This window comes from Dyadobacter sp. 3J3 (assembly GCF_009801115.1).
Classification (GTDB): domain Bacteria; phylum Bacteroidota; class Bacteroidia; order Cytophagales; family Spirosomataceae; genus Dyadobacter.
In genome coordinates, this window is sequence record NZ_VTOL01000004.1 from 259,910 (window position 1) to 274,606 (window position 14,697).

Annotated in this window: 15 protein-coding genes and 3 tRNA genes; 13 read left to right on the plus strand and 5 right to left on the minus strand. The window is 38.6% G+C overall.

The genetic code is table 11. From position 1 onward, the window contains the following. Nucleotides 1-10 precede the first annotated feature (10 nt). On the minus strand, nucleotides 11-808 hold the full coding sequence (locus FZF08_RS10655; RefSeq protein ID WP_159468627.1) for a (Fe-S)-binding protein: 798 nt from the start codon (nucleotides 806-808) through the stop codon (nucleotides 11-13). Between the two features lie 56 nt (nucleotides 809-864). Then, nucleotides 865-2,214, minus strand: a complete 1,350-nt coding sequence (locus FZF08_RS10660; protein ID WP_159468628.1) for a (Fe-S)-binding protein — start codon at nucleotides 2,212-2,214, stop codon at nucleotides 865-867. A 263-nt stretch (nucleotides 2,215-2,477) separates the two neighbouring features. Between FZF08_RS10660 and FZF08_RS10665 the strand changes: the two genes are divergently transcribed. The 3 genes from FZF08_RS10665 (at nucleotide 2,478) to FZF08_RS10670 (ending at nucleotide 3,363) form a co-directional block, all read left to right on the plus strand. Then, nucleotides 2,478-2,550: transfer RNA gene (locus FZF08_RS10665), tRNA-Phe, on the plus strand. A gap of 287 nt (nucleotides 2,551-2,837) precedes the next feature. Beyond that, nucleotides 2,838-3,005, plus strand: coding sequence for a hypothetical protein (locus FZF08_RS31555; protein ID WP_200837062.1), 168 nt, complete (start codon nucleotides 2,838-2,840; stop codon nucleotides 3,003-3,005). Next, nucleotides 2,992-3,363 carry a type II toxin-antitoxin system VapC family toxin gene (locus tag FZF08_RS10670; protein ID WP_159468629.1) on the plus strand — a complete coding sequence of 124 codons (372 nt, stop codon included), beginning with the start codon at nucleotides 2,992-2,994 and terminating at the stop codon, nucleotides 3,361-3,363. The genes FZF08_RS31555 and FZF08_RS10670 overlap by 14 nt, the downstream gene beginning before the upstream one ends. A 23-nt stretch (nucleotides 3,364-3,386) precedes the next feature. Here FZF08_RS10670 and FZF08_RS10675 read toward each other — a convergent pair whose 3' ends face one another. Further along, a complete protein-coding gene (locus FZF08_RS10675) occupies nucleotides 3,387-4,034 on the minus strand; it encodes a hypothetical protein (RefSeq protein WP_229216488.1) in 648 nt (215 codons plus the stop codon). Continuing rightward, complete coding sequence (locus tag FZF08_RS10680; protein ID WP_159468630.1) at nucleotides 4,009-4,788, minus strand: hypothetical protein; 780 nt, start codon at nucleotides 4,786-4,788, stop codon at nucleotides 4,009-4,011. The genes FZF08_RS10675 and FZF08_RS10680 overlap by 26 nt, the downstream gene beginning before the upstream one ends. Before the next feature lie 194 nt (nucleotides 4,789-4,982). Between FZF08_RS10680 and ubiE the strand changes: the two genes are divergently transcribed. The 4 genes from ubiE to FZF08_RS10700 all read left to right on the plus strand — a co-directional run bounded on the left by ubiE (nucleotide 4,983) and on the right by FZF08_RS10700 (nucleotide 6,748). After that, nucleotides 4,983-5,705: a bifunctional demethylmenaquinone methyltransferase/2-methoxy-6-polyprenyl-1,4-benzoquinol methylase UbiE gene (gene ubiE, locus FZF08_RS10685; protein WP_159468631.1), complete on the plus strand. Its 723-nt coding sequence runs from the start codon at nucleotides 4,983-4,985 to the stop codon at nucleotides 5,703-5,705. After that, nucleotides 5,654-6,397, plus strand: a complete 744-nt coding sequence (locus tag FZF08_RS10690) for a porin family protein (RefSeq protein WP_159468632.1) — start codon at nucleotides 5,654-5,656, stop codon at nucleotides 6,395-6,397. Before ubiE ends, FZF08_RS10690 begins: the two co-directional genes overlap by 52 nt. A gap of 121 nt (nucleotides 6,398-6,518) precedes the next feature. Beyond that, nucleotides 6,519-6,593, plus strand: a tRNA-Val gene (locus FZF08_RS10695). 80 nt (nucleotides 6,594-6,673) lie between these two features. Beyond that, nucleotides 6,674-6,748, plus strand: a tRNA-Val gene (locus FZF08_RS10700). Nucleotides 6,749-6,798: 50 nt separating this feature from the next. On the opposite strand, the gene FZF08_RS10705 is transcribed toward FZF08_RS10700, so the two are convergent. Then, entirely contained in the window at nucleotides 6,799-7,920 is a 1,122-nt protein-coding gene (locus FZF08_RS10705) for a metallophosphoesterase (protein ID WP_159468633.1), read from the minus strand. 211 nt (nucleotides 7,921-8,131) lie between these two features. On the opposite strand from FZF08_RS10705, the gene FZF08_RS10710 reads away from it, so the two are divergent. From FZF08_RS10710 to nuoK, 6 genes are all read left to right on the plus strand, one after another. After that, nucleotides 8,132-10,114, plus strand: a complete 1,983-nt coding sequence (locus FZF08_RS10710) for an alginate lyase family protein (protein WP_159468634.1) — start codon at nucleotides 8,132-8,134, stop codon at nucleotides 10,112-10,114. Next, nucleotides 10,080-11,306 carry a glycosyltransferase family 4 protein gene (locus FZF08_RS10715; protein ID WP_159468635.1) on the plus strand — a complete coding sequence of 409 codons (1,227 nt, stop codon included), beginning with the start codon at nucleotides 10,080-10,082 and terminating at the stop codon, nucleotides 11,304-11,306. Before FZF08_RS10710 ends, FZF08_RS10715 begins: the two co-directional genes overlap by 35 nt. 261 nt (nucleotides 11,307-11,567) lie before the next feature. Then, nucleotides 11,568-12,188 carry a thioredoxin family protein gene (locus FZF08_RS10720; RefSeq protein ID WP_159468636.1) on the plus strand — a complete coding sequence of 207 codons (621 nt, stop codon included), beginning with the start codon at nucleotides 11,568-11,570 and terminating at the stop codon, nucleotides 12,186-12,188. A 144-nt stretch (nucleotides 12,189-12,332) separates the two neighbouring features. Beyond that, a complete protein-coding gene (locus FZF08_RS10725) occupies nucleotides 12,333-13,826 on the plus strand; it encodes a 4Fe-4S binding protein (RefSeq protein ID WP_159468637.1) in 1,494 nt (497 codons plus the stop codon). A gap of 12 nt (nucleotides 13,827-13,838) precedes the next feature. Then, nucleotides 13,839-14,363, plus strand: a complete 525-nt coding sequence (locus FZF08_RS10730) for an NADH-quinone oxidoreductase subunit J (protein ID WP_159468638.1) — start codon at nucleotides 13,839-13,841, stop codon at nucleotides 14,361-14,363. Continuing rightward, nucleotides 14,356-14,667 (plus strand): NADH-quinone oxidoreductase subunit NuoK, encoded by a 312-nt coding sequence (gene nuoK / locus FZF08_RS10735; protein ID WP_159468639.1) that lies wholly within the window; start codon nucleotides 14,356-14,358, stop codon nucleotides 14,665-14,667. Before FZF08_RS10730 ends, nuoK begins: the two co-directional genes overlap by 8 nt. The last annotated feature ends 30 nt before the right edge of the window (nucleotides 14,668-14,697 follow it).

The following is a 14,697-nucleotide window of genomic DNA, read 5'->3' on the forward strand; positions in this document are numbered from 1 at the left end:
AAAATAAAGCTTACAATCCTTCTGCCTGGGCGATCAATTCTGCAAGGTCAAAAACTTTGACGGAATCTTCTTTTTCTTTGTTTTTAACCCCGTCAGTCATCATAACCATGCAAAATGGGCAGGCAACTGCAATAGTAGTAGCACCCGTTTCGATAGCTTCCTCGATACGTTCAATGTTTATATCTTTTTTACCTGCTTCCGGTTCTTTAAACATTTGTCCGCCACCGGCACCGCAGCAAAGTCCTTTGGTTTTGCAGCGTTTCATTTCAACCAGATCAGCATCCAAAGCTTCCAGAACGTGGCGTGGAGCTTCATAAATCCCATTTGCTCTGCCCAGATAGCAGGAGTCATGGAATGTGATTTTCCGGCCTTTAAAACTTTCTCCGCCTTCAATTCTCACACGGCCTTCGTTAATCAATTGCTGCAAATATTCTGAATGATGAACTACATCATAGTTTCCACCCAGTTCCGGATATTCGTTTTTAAGGGTATTAAAACAATGCGGACAAGCTGTTACTATTTTCTTAACGCCATACATATTCAGCACCTGAATATTGGACATGGCCAGCATCTGGAAAGTAAATTCATTCCCGGCGCGACGTGCAGGATCTCCGGTACAGCTTTCTTCTGTCCCTAAAACGGCGAATTTGACACCGGCTTTGTTTAATATTTTTACAAAAGCGACCGTCACTTTTTTATACCGATCGTCAAAAGAACCTGCGCAACCAACCCAGAAAAGCACTTCCGGCATTTCATTATTAGCGGCCATTTCGGCCATGGTTGGTACTTTATATGTTATTTCACTCATGGGTTTCAAATAAATAATTGGCCGTTTTATTTTGTAAAATGAAGTCAGGAATAATTCTAAACCTCATTCCGTAATTTCTCAGCCCAGTTGAAACGATCACCTGGGGAGAATTTCCATGGTGCTTGATTCGTATCCAGGTTTTGGAACATCGCATTCCACGCGGCAGGAGCCTGAGCTTCATCCATGATTTTATATCGACGTAGCTGAAGAATAATATCGAGCGGATTAATCAAAATCGGACATTCCTGCACACAAGCGTTACAGGTTGTACAAGCCAAAATCTCTTCATTGCTGATATAATCCCCCATCAGGCTTTTTCCGTCTTCGACAAACTTTCCATCGTTGACGTGCATAATCCGGCCAATATCTTCAAGCCTGTCGCGCGTATCCATCATGATTTTACGCGGGGATAACTTTTTCCCTGTAATGTTGGCAGGGCAGGCTTCTGTACAGCGACCGCATTCTGTACAGGAATAGGCATCCATCAGGTTTTTCCAGCTCAAATCCGGCACATCTTTTGCCCCAAATCGCTCAGGAATGGCGTTTTCTTCTGCACTGGTATTTGAATCTGTATCCGTCAGGCCCAACATGATTTTTACTTCCCTGGTGATATCGGGCATGTTGTGCATTTCTCCTTTTGGCGTTAAACGGGAGAAATAGGTATTGGGAAACGCCAGCGCAATGTGTAAATGTTTTGAATAAGTGACGTAAACTGCGAAAGTGAAAATTCCCAGAATATGAAACCACCAGGCGAATCGCTCATAAATCATTAAAGAAGTTTCGTTCCAATTAGCGAAAAGTGGTTTGAGAAAATGGCTAAATGCAAAATCACCCGTAGGAATATAGTGCCCACTTCCCATTTCCTGTAAAACGGTATCTGCGGCGTTCATGGTCAGGATAGCAATCATCAAAACAATTTCAAAAAGCAAAATAACTTTCCCATCAAGCTGCGGCCAGCCATTCATCTCTCTGTGGCGGGAAGGTTGAAATCTTTCAACTTTTAAAAATGTACGGCGGATTAAGAATATGGTGCAAGTTACTAAAACACCAACCGCAAGAAATTCAAAAAAGCCAATTAGAAAAGTATAGAAGGAACCGAGGAAAGGAGCAAAAAGCCTGTGCTTTCCTAGTATTCCGTCCAAAACAATTTCAAGCACTTCAATATTAATCAGTAAAAATCCGGCATAAACAACGAAGTGCATGAGGCCGATAAGTGGCCGGTCAAACATTTTCTTTTGACCAAATGCAATTCTGAGCATGGTGGCAAAGCGTAAGGCAGGCTGATCCGTGCGATTTTCATCACGGCCTAACAATATTGTATTTCTAATCAGACTGGCTCTCTTAAAAACCAGCCAGCCGACAATTCCAAGAATTGCCAAAAAGAGGATTTGCTGGATTATGGCCATAGGAATTAGGTTTGCGGTATCAATAACGGTATTTCTATAAATTAGTATGCAAGCATACTAAAAACAAATATGGTAAAAATGTATTTAGCTACAAGTTTTTTCAAAATAAAAAATTTTTTTAACTGGATAAGTCTTAGGAAATCAGGATAGTAGACCAGATAATGACTTGTTGAGTAAAAATATTTGTAAATTTTTTCCTTAAATAATTTGGAAAGACAAATCGTAATTCTACCTTTGCAGTCCCATAGGGAACGAGTTGAGCTGGTGATGTAGCTCAGTCGGTAGAGCAAAGGACTGAAAATCCTTGTGTCGGCGGTTCGATTCCGTCCATCACCACAAACCGCCACTTCTAGCAATAGAAGTGGTTTTTTGCTTTATTGCGTCAATAATTGCGACAAATAAACGCAAAAAGACCAAAATGGACACACACAACTGGTCATTGAATTAATATTTTAAGTGAGATCTTATTAAACTTGGTATTGTTAATCACCACAATATCCTGTTAGAAATTCTAGCAGGATATTGTGTTTTTGGAAAAAAATGATAATTCCTTTTATTTTGAATAAAATGTAATTTTGGGGAGGCTAACTTTTTTCGTAAATTCATATGAAATCCGTATAGCTATGACAATTATCTTAAAAAAGGGAGTATCCTTCGATAAAGTTGACGAGCAGATTAAAGCTGCTAAAAGCGACCAAAAGAAGCCAGATTTGAAAAAATATGCGGGAACAATAAAGCTAAAAGAAGATCCCCTGGCTATTCAAAAATCCATGAGAGATGAGTGGGATTAATATGTTATTAGATACCAATATAGCTCTGTATGTGTTAAATGGAGATGTTATATTGGAACAGTATCTTCAAGGTAAAGTTTTTTATGTTTCATTTATTAATGAACTTGAATTACTAGGATATAAGAATATCACAACTTTAGAAGAAGCGAAGATTGAATTATTTCATGAAGATTGTGCAATCATTGACATCAACGAAGGCATAAAAGAAATTACAAAACAGATTCGCCGAAATTATGCTCTGAAATTACCAGATGCGATCGTAGCAGCCACAGCTATTTTCCTCGGTGTCCCACTTCTTTCAGCAGATAAACAATTTGGGCAGGTTTCAGATTTGACATTTGTGCTTTACGAGCCTTGATTAAATTTGAAGGTTTCCGTTATTTACCTCCCAAAAATCCTTCCATCTGTTACCTCCCCCCGATGTTCTTCCAAAAAATCGCAAAATAATTTTATCTGTATTTTCTGCACAGAAAAGTCAATCGTCTGATCATAATTTTCCTGATACACTTCCTGGAAATCTGTGATCACATAACGCAAAGTCCTGATTCCTTTGGAGCGTAAGGCGGGTAAATAAAAATTTTGATGACTATGTTCAAACTTTCCAGGCTGATAATTATTAGTCGTTTTGATATCAACTGCCAGCGTTTTCCCGATGACATCAACATAGCCATAAAGCAAAACGTTACCTAGCTGATGTTCACAATAAACCTGCGTTTTCATCATGGGGCGAGGTAATAATGCCCGGACTTTGTCAAGTATCCCGGCGTCAAAAGAATCCTCATTGACCCCTTTAATCACGGCTTCTTCAAAAGATGATCCTTTTGCCTGCGATTCTGTCTGCGGGATAGGGACACGATTGATCCGGTTTAGGAAGTCGGTTTTTTCGATATAACCTTTTTGATAACGATCAAAAAGATTTAGTAATGTCGGATATAATTTGTATTCGATTGTGGCCAAAGGATGAAAATTAAGCTGATGAAAAGTAGTGTATAAAGATAAAATATTATCGCCGTATTCTTTTTGTTGCATTGCCGCTGAACCTGTATGTGACCGATAATGCGAGAAAGCTGAATTTATCATTCGGCGTTTTGCTGTAAGAATCTGCCTCTTCGGGATTTATTAAACGCATACCCGATGTTGCATCCACTTTGTCACTTCGCACAAAATAAAAGTGATAATCAAAACCGAAAATCAGTTTTTCAAACAACTTATAATCAAACGAAGCGCCGATTGGAATAATTCGCTCATTCGTTTTTTTGATGCCCCACTTTCCATGCGGCTTTCCCCAACGTAAAAAGAGTGGATTTCTGGCGCTTGTCTTACTGTTCGTAAATCGTAACAGATTATTGGTTTTGATATCAAAAGCATTGGCGCTAAACATCATTAATCCTAGTCCGGTGTATAGGTTTATATTAAATTCTCCATCATAACCCCGAACAAATTGTTCTGTCAGATTCCACTTGGCCAGTAATTCTATGGCGTTATATTCATTGATGAAATAAGAATTGAAGAATGAAATTTCCTGTCCGCCAAGTTTGCCCATAGAATATTCCAGGCTTGCAGAAAGTGTCCTGTTAATTGTCCTGTTCAATTCAATACCAAACATTCCGGGCATATCCTGCTGGCCCAGTTCGCCATAGAATTGAGTCAGTCCACCTCTGGCAGTTATTGAATAGGGAGAAATTATTTTTTGCCTGGAATTACCCCGCTTGTAGTTTTCATACGCTTCTTTCCAACTATTCCGATGTTGAGCTTTTATCGGGAAGTATATGGAAATAAACATAAATAATTGTAAAAATTTACGAATCATAACCGGAAAGTGTGTGTAGTATTAAAACAAATATAAAACTATCGTGATTTATATTATCGTGTCGAGGTTTAAAATCAGTGCTTTATGCAAACTTTACATATTGGTAGCAAAACGATAACCAATAAATATCTGTTAGTTTTGTAATTCTAATTTTATGCTAATCGAAAATGAGTGTAGTACCCTATAAAGACAAGGACGGCAGCAAGCGTGAACAGGTAGCGGAAATGTTTGATAATATTTCGCCAAAATATGATTTATTAAACCATGTTTTGAGTGGAGGTGTGGACATTTACTGGCGTAAACGTGCGATAAAATTGCTTAGAAAAGAACAGCCAAAAGTGATTCTGGATATCGCAACAGGTACGGGTGATTTTGCTATTGAAGCACTTTCTCTTCATCCTGAAAAGATTTATGGTGTAGATATTTCCGAAGGCATGCTGGCCGTTGGACGTGAGAAAATTGCCAAACTGGGGAAGCAGAATATTATCACTTTACAAAGTGGAGACTCGGAAAGTTTGACTTTTGAGAACAATTATTTTGACGCTGTTATCGTTTCGTTTGGAGTACGTAATTATCAAAATCTGTTGGCCGGACTAACAGAAATGAATCGTGTCCTGAAACCGGGTGGAACTTGTGTTGTTGTTGAATTTTCAAAACCACGCTCTTTCCCATTTAAGCAGTTTTACAATTTTTATTTCAAATATATATTACCATTGATAGGTAAGACCGTCTCAAAGGACAGTGCAGCCTACACATACCTTCCTGAATCCGTTCAGGCATTTCCGGATGGGGAGGCTTTTCTTGAAATTTATAAAAAAGCAGGTTTTAAAAATACCAAATGCATACCATTAACCTTCGGGATTTGCTCCATCTATACAGGACAAAAATAATTATCAGTTTCGCTATTCTGTGTGTTTTTTCACAGGAAGTAAGGTCACAGGGACAAGGTTATGTGCGCCGACATTTGGAATATTATGACGACAAACCGATCCATTACGGGATATTGTTCGCCATGCCGTTTACCAGTTATAATATCCGTCATAGCGATGCATTCGTTCCCGGCGATTCAGCTTATTTGATCCAGTCGCCAATGAAAACGGCTTTTCGGATGGGTTTTATTCTCAATGCTTATCTGAGTGAAAGATTTGATATCCGGACAACGCCATCGGTTTCTCTTTACGAGCGTCAGATTAAGTATAGCTATCCCAACAGTTCGAACAAAATTGATAAACGTGAGTCCACCTGGCTTGAAATTCCGTTACTCATAAAATATAAATCAAAAAGACGGGTCAATACACGTATGTACATGATTGCCGGTGTTACGCTTGGTCTTGAAACCAATGTTAAGAAAAGTACTGCCGGAACCGGTAGTGCCGGAGGCAGGCTTGATACACAAACATCTGATTTTACACTCGATTATGGTGTAGGTTATGAGCGGTTTTTCGAGTTCTTTAAATTCGCTCCTGAATTAAGATTTTCTACGGGTTTAAAGAATGTATTGAATCCATCAAAAAATTCAAGTGCTGTGGGAATTGGAAAACTTACTACCCATACAGTAACTTTATATTTAAATTTTGAATAAACAGAATTCTGATTATCAGTTTGTTGGAAAAAATATTTAAAAAAATTAAAATTTTTTCTGTGGATAATTTGGATAAAGAAAATCAGTCCTGCATATTTGCACTCCCGAATGATGACAAGAGGGGCTCTTAGCTCAGTTGGTTCAGAGCACCTGCCTTACAAGCAGGGGGTCGCTGGTTCGAATCCAGCAGGGCCCACAAGAAAACGAGTTAGCAATAACTCGTTTTACTTTTTCTCAAAAAGTTGAAAAGAAGGTCATTATTTTAAATTCCCGAGAGGGCTCTTAGCTCAGTTGGTTCAGAGCACCTGCCTTACAAGCAGGGGGTCGCTGGTTCGAATCCAGCAGGGCCCACAGTAAAAAAAGCAAATCAGAAATGATTTGCTTTTTTGTTTTTTAAGGGATTAGAGATGAAGTTCAAATTCATCGGCCAATGAAGCCTGCATAGTATTATCCATTTTCTCTTCATGGGGAATGGTGTAATATTCTCCCTTCAAAATTAATCCGGTGCTTGTTTTTTCTATGGCGATTTTCAAAAAGCCATGTTTGTCTCCACAATAATTTTCCAGATTGAGTCCTTCAAATAAATCACTCTCATTGGTAAAACGGGTGTCGCTTTTTAGCGCCACGGGATGAAGTTCGTCATAACCTCCGGCACCTGCCACTATGAACGGGATTTTCAAACCATCTTTATATTCCTTTGTAAATCTTTGGTAATTGTGTACGTGACCGCTGAAAACGATATCCGGCCTCACACCCGTTTCTTCAAATATTTCTTCCAAAAGCGTTATCATCGGAATACTCGAACCATGATTTATATCGGCTGAATATGGCGCGTGATGTAAACATAAAATCAATGCTTTATTTGGTCGTTCTTTGTCGGCAGCTATTAATTCTTCCTTAAACCATTTTTGTTGCTCAGGAGTGATCACTCCAAATTTCGGAACATTACTATGTAAGCCAATAATATTCGCCAGCGGCGCTTTGAGCGTCCAGTAAATATTGGGCTGAACCATACTTTTTCGATCCACTCCGCCTCCAAAACTAATTTCTTTTGATTCAGAGTCACAAAATACGGCTTTGAAAGCGTCAAGACTTTTATAAGGCGTGGCCGCATTAGGATTTACGTCGCTATCGTGATTTCCCGCTATGGCAAATATCGGTCCGGGATACTTATCGTAAGGTTCAAAAAACTGTGTGTAATAACGGCTCGCTTCACCAAAACTGTAAACGACATCACCCAGATGAAATAAAAATTGCGGGCGATTTTCTTCACTTACGTCATATTGCCGCGCCATTTCACTGGCTACCAAATGCTGAAATGCTGGTCTGCCGATACTTCCGGTATCACCTAACATATGGAATATCGTTTTTTCAGTGGTAACGTCCTGGATAATTTCCTGTAATGCTAACCGATAAGGATACGTGCCGGAAGGAGAGGGTAAAGGCTGAAATTTATAAGTATCGTCAGGCTGATCTTTTTTTAAAACCGGCGTGAGATACCTGGAAGAGGTATTAGAAATCATGATCACAAATTAAAACCAAAAATACAATTGGCTATTAAGGTACAGTTAAATTTAAAATTGAAGGGCTTTAATGGTTGCGTTAGGGTTACTTTTTACCAGTGCTTTATTCTAATATAGTGAAAATGATTTGTTAAAACAACTTACATATGGCTTGTTACTTTGAATTTTCATCAGATACATCTTCATTCCGGATTAGCAATGCACACATATCATGAAAGATTTTTTCAAAAGCCTGAAATCGGGTTTGTTTGGATTTTGGGATATTTTGCAACTGGTTCAAAATATGGGTTTGCGTTATTTCGGTTTCCGTATCTGGTACGAATTTCGACGGCGAACAGGTATATTAAAATTTCTTTTTCCTGTTAATCTGAAGGAAAAGAAAATAATCGCACTGGAAGAATGGAAGACTATTCCTGTAAACTTTTTCTTTTCTGATCAATTTCCGGAGTCGAATTTCGGGCAGAAATTTCCGGATTATCGTGCGCTTTTAAAACGTGTTGAAGCCATTCAGCAAAATCGGTTTTTATATTTTGGATCAAAATGGTTTGACGTTGAGGATTGGCTGACTAATCCTTTAAATGGTTTTAAGTATGATATCAAAAAACATTGGACAAAAATTCCCGATTTTTCTGCGCAGGCCGGTGATATTAAGTACGTTTGGGAGAAATCACGTTTTACTTTTCTCTATGATCTAATACGTTACGATTATTATTTTGGACGAGATCAATCTAAAACCGTTTTTTCACAAATAGGAAGCTGGATTGATAGTAATCCTGTTAATTGTGGCCCAAACTGGCGGTGCAGTCAGGAAATAACGCTACGAGTATTAAACTGGACTTTTGCATTGCAGTATTACAAGAACTCTGCTAATCTGAATGATCAGCTTCTCGCAAAAATCCTAAATAGTATTTACCAGCAGATGCTTCATGTAGCGGAAAATATTGATTTTTCACGCATTGTAGTTCGAAATAATCATGCGCTGACAGAAACTTTGGGCTTGTATTTAATTGGATTGTTATATCCGTTTTTTGAAGAAAGCAATGAATGGAAGCGAAAAGGGAAGAGTTGGTTTGAAGAGGAAATCGCTTATCAGATTTATGAGGATGGCGCTTTTCTTCAATTTTCCATGAATTACCATCGTGTTGTGGTTCAATTATTAACCTGGGCGATTCGGCTTTCGGAGTTGAATAATGAAACCTGGGATGAAGTAATATATGACCGGGCAAGAAAATCTTTAATATTTCTTCAAACCTGTCAGGATACCAAAACAGGCCGGTTGCCTAATTATGGAAATAATGATGGCGCTTTGTTTTTCCCTTTGACGGATTGTCATTTTCGGGATTTTCGACCACAGTTACTTGCTTTATCAACAGTTCTTCAAGAAAAATGTGATTATGGAAATGGGCCGTGGAGCGAGGAGAGTTTTTGGCTTGGCTTAAATCCGGATACTTATCAGAAAAATATTCCAGCTAAAAGTTTTCAAATTTCCGTTTTTCCAAATGGGGGTTATTATGTTTTAAAAGACAGAAGTACAATTACATTTCTTCGGTGCGGTAGTTACCAAAATCGTCCTTTTCAGTCGGATAATTTACATCTTGATATCTGGGTTGATGGCGAAAATATTTTGAGGGATGCCGGATCTTATCAATATAATACGGATGCAAAATGGACAAATTACTTTTCAGGAACCGCTTCACATAATACTGTGATGATAGGAAATTATGATCAGATGCGAAAAGGGAACCGGTTTATTTGGTACGACTGGATTAAAAAAAGCGAAGGCAACTGGCGGGAAGCAAAGGATACTACAATTTTTGAAGGCTGGTTTGAAGGATTTAAAAAACTTGGAAGAACTATCGTTCACAAGCGGAAAGTGACCAAAGTAAAAGGAGCTTTTCACTGGATAATTGAAGACTGGATTGAGAATGCACCGGAAGGAATTTTGATGCATCAAATCTGGCACCCTCATCCGACATTTTTTGAAAAGTTTACTATTAACGCTTTTCAACAAGATGAAAAAGAAATTTCATTATCCAAAACCGAAGGATGGTATTCTGGCACTTATGGAGAAAAAAAATTGGCACAAAGAATTGTTTTTAGCAGTGCAGAGCGATATATCAAGACAGTAATCCGTTCAAAAATTAAAGATAAAATCAGCAATGCGCATTTTATTAATACATCAGTTTTTCCTTGAAGATGACCAGGGTGGCGGTTCAAGATGGAATGAAATGAGCCGGATGTGGACGGAGTCCGGAAACGAAATAACGGTTCTGGCTGGTATGACGCATTACATGGAAAACACAAAATCCCGGTATGACGGAAAATATTTTCATTCTTCCACAAACAGGGATTTGGTCAAAGTGATTCGCTGTCATGTAAGTTCTGGTGATACAAGTTTCATAAGTCGCGTTTGGTCTTTTCTGTCGTTTGTTGTTTCCGGGATTTTGGGTGGAATATTTCTGGCGAAAGAAAAATATGATATTATTATTGTCACTTCACCGCCCTTATTTGTTGGTGTGATAGCGATTTTTTTAAGTTGGTGGAAAAATATTCCTTTTGTATTTGAAGTCAGAGATTTATGGCCTGAATCCGCCATTGATACCGGCGTTTTGAAAAACAAATATCTGATTCGTTTTTCCTTCTGGTTCGAAAAACTGGTTTATCAGAAAGCGAAACTAATATGTGTTTTAACACCTGCATTTCGGGAAATATTGATCAATCAAAAGTATGTTGCAGCTCATAAAATTATTTCTATTCCAAACGGGGCAGATTTTATTTTTTCTGACAAACTACTTACGTCATTTGATTCCGATTCTTTCCGTAAAATTCATAGCCTTGAAAACCAGTTTGTTATAACCTATGTTGGAGCGCATGGGATTGCTAATCATCTGAGTCAGGTTTTGGAAACGGCAGAATTATTACGGGATACAAAAGTGGTTTTTCTGCTTATTGGAAATGGCTCGGAGAAGCAGGATTTAATTAAAGAAGCTAACCGAAAACAACTTTCCAATGTCCGTTTTATCGATTCGGTATCGAAAAGCGAAGTGTTTCAATACATCCTGGCTTCTGATGTTGGTATGTCGGTTTTGAAAAAAACAGATATTTTTAAAACAATTTATTCCAATAAAACTTTTGATTATTTGTCTTGTAAAAAACCGGTTTTGATGGCTATTGATGGAATTTCGAAAACATTAATTGAAGAAGCTAATGGCGGATTATTTGTAGAACCGGAAAACCCGCAAGATTTTGCTGATAAAATCAGATTTTATCAGCAAAATCCTGATCATGCGAAACGGCAAGGAGAAAATGGATATTCATTTGTCAAAAATCATTTTGACCGCGAAGTTTTGGCAACGGTGTATTTGAATTATATTCGGGGTATCTGAGGAGAGATTCATAACTGATGCCCTTTTAAATAGAAATTTTCTGCTCAAACGCATGATCCGGATCTAAAAGCATTGCTCCACTTATGTCTGTTCTGGAGTATTCCAGTAGCCTCAAATCGCGCTACCAATCATTTTTTGTTTACATACCCTTTAATCAATGAAGATTATTGCCTAGCAGACAAAGTATAGTAAATATTTGAATCGAATTGTCTGAACTGAAATGCACACGTTAGGGTTTTTTCTTTGTACAAAGATACTCTTATGAAAAATCTTGCTGATTTATTTCAAAGTGGAATGGAAAGAACAATTTATTCTTATTCCGATTATATGCTCTTAATGGAAATGGTTGTGATGGAACAAAGAACAACAGGGCCGCAACAATCAGAAGATTTAAATCATTATACAAAATTGAATTTACATCGAATGCAACGGTTAAACAAAACGGTTGTTTTAGGTGAGAGTTTGAAAATGGCTGTGAGTAAGATTGAATTTCCGCAAATCTGGTATGTTTTGACAGAGGCATGGTGTGGAGATGCAGCACAAAATATTCCGGTTTTGGCCGCCATGGCGAAATTGAATCCGCTGATTGATTTGCAACTGCTGTTGAGAGATGAAAATTTGGATCTAATGGACCAATATCTTACCAATGGAGGACGCTCCATTCCAAAATTGATTGCTGCTGATGGAGAATTCAATGAGATTTTCAATTGGGGTCCACGGCCGGCTGGTGCTCAGCTGATGTTGAAAGAATATAAAGAAAACCCGGTTAAGCCGTACAAAGAATTTGCTGAGGATATTCATAAATGGTATGCGGCTGATAAAACACAGTCTATGCAAAAAGAATTATTGGCAATACTGGAAGGTGTTTCTATTGAAAAGTAAGTTTTTTAATAGATTACTCTATCTTTGCAATAGGCTTATTTTCGGATTTTCCGGATGTAATCATGAATTGAAAATTGAGATCTGCTAACGTTGTCAACTTACTTCAAAAATATATCGGAGGGAATTAATACCACTTTAACGGGTATGAAACTGACGTTGCGCCACTTATTTCAGGCAAGACGACGTCGGAGTAATAATGATATCCGTTCGAATAATTTCTATGATTTGCAGGATGGTATGGTTACCATTCAGTATCCTCAGGAAACAATCCCTATTCCGGATAATGGCCGTTATCGGCTTCACAATGAAATGGACGACTGTATTGTCTGTGATAAGTGTGTAAAAGTTTGTCCGGTTGATTGTATTGAAATTGAGCCGATTAAAGCAATTGAAGAAGTTGGCCGTGCATCTGACGGTTCACCAATCCGTCTCTATGCCGCAAAGTTTGACATTGATATGGCAAAGTGCTGCTACTGCGGACTTTGTACAACCGTTTGTCCGACGGAATGTCTTACCATGACGAAAACTTTCGATTATAGCGAGGTTGATATCCGGGACATGGTTTATAATTTTGGAAACCTGACAGCTGATGAAGCTCAGGAAAAACGAGATTTACTGGAACAGTTCCAAAAAGAAAAAGAGGCACTTAAAGCGGCTCAAAAACCTGCTGCTCCTTCTGAGGTTACAGCCAAAACCCCGGTCGCTCGTCCTGCTTTCAAGCCAACGATCAAGCCAAAACAGGAAGAAATTGTTGCAAAAGAGGAATCTGCGGAAGGTGATTCGCCAAGACCAAAACCTGTTTTCCAACCAAGAAAACCTGCTCTGGTCGAAGCTAAATCTGAAAGTGATATAACACCGGAAGAAATTGTTGAAAAACCGGTAGCTAAATTGCCTTTCAAACCTTCTATGAAACCTAAGGTTGCGGCTGAGGAGATTAATAAAGAAAGTAATATGCAACCGGGTGAGGCTCCAAAAGCGAAGCCAGCTTTTAGGCCATCTATGAAACCGAAAGCGGATACTGCTCCGGAATCTCCGGTTTCTAGTTCAGAAGAAATAAAAACGGAGGAAGTAAAAGTCAAACCCGCGTTTCGTCCAACGATGAAACCGAAGGTTGATACGCCTCCTGCTACTGAAATAACTCCTGAAATTCCTGCGGAATCTGTTACTCCCAAACCAGCTTTCAGACCGACGATGAAACCGAAAACACCGGTTTCTGAAATTCCGGAAACTGTGGTTGAAAAGTCTGAAAATGAAGAAGTAAAAGCCAAACCGGCATTTCGTCCAACGATGAAACCTAAGGTTGAATCGCCTTCCTCTGCTGAAATAATTCCTGAAATTTCTGTGGAATCTGTTGCTCCGAAGCCAGCTTTCAGACCAACCATGAAACCGAAAATGCCTGTTTCTGAAATCCCGGAAGTAAGGATTGAAAAGTCTGAAATTGAGGAAATAAAAGCCAAACCTGTTTTTAGGCCTACAATGAAGCCCAAAGCCGAGCCAACGATTGAGAATACGGCAGAAATAACAAATGAAAACAAATCAGATCAGGATATAATCGAAGCAAAAGAGGAAACTCCGAAGCCAAAACCAGCGTTTCGGCCCACGATGAAGCCAAAACCAAAATCACCTGATCAGGAATAATATATTGAATACATGGAAATAGCTGCTTTTTATGCTTTCTCGGGATTAGCGATTGTATCAGCGCTTTTTATATTGTTTTCCAAAAACCTTATTTACGCAGCTTTTGCTTTGTTTCTGACATTCCTGGGAGTTGCTGCATTGTACGTACTGGCAGGTGCAGATTTTCTGGCCGTAACACAAATCATGGTATATGTAGGTGGAATTCTGGTTCTGCTTATTTTTGGTATTATGCTTACCCAACAAACGGATAGAGCAGCAGTTTCTTCGACGCCCAACCGCGTGATAGTTTCTATAACCAGGCAATTTTCTGGATTTATCGTAGGTGCAGGTTTGTTTGGTTTTCTTTCTTACATTATTGTTACATCAAATTTCAAAATGACAGGAGAAACAAATATTTCCCGTTCAACTTTGAAAACAATTGGTGTTGAATTGATGACAAGCCATCTTTTACCTTTCGAAATTGCTGCTATACTTTTATTGGTGGCATTGATTGGCGCTGCTTATCTTGCCCTAAACAGAAATCCAGCTCATGATTAATATTCCGGTAGAACATTATCTTATTGTAGCTGCTGCTTTGTTCAGTATTGGACTGGCTATTGCCATTACCAAACAGCATTTAATCGGTATATTATTAGGCATTGAATTGATGCTTAACGCAGTTAACATTAACCTGATCGCTTTCAGTCGCCATGATCCGGAAAGGATTGGCGGACAGCTTTTTGCTCTTTTTGTGATTGTTGTTGCTGCAGCGGAAGTTACCGTTGCATTAGCCATTATTCTTCGGGTTTATGGCCATTATCGGTCCGTGGATCCCGATAAGATCAATGAATTGAAGAAATAAAAAAGACGGAATTTGAAACCAAATCTACAC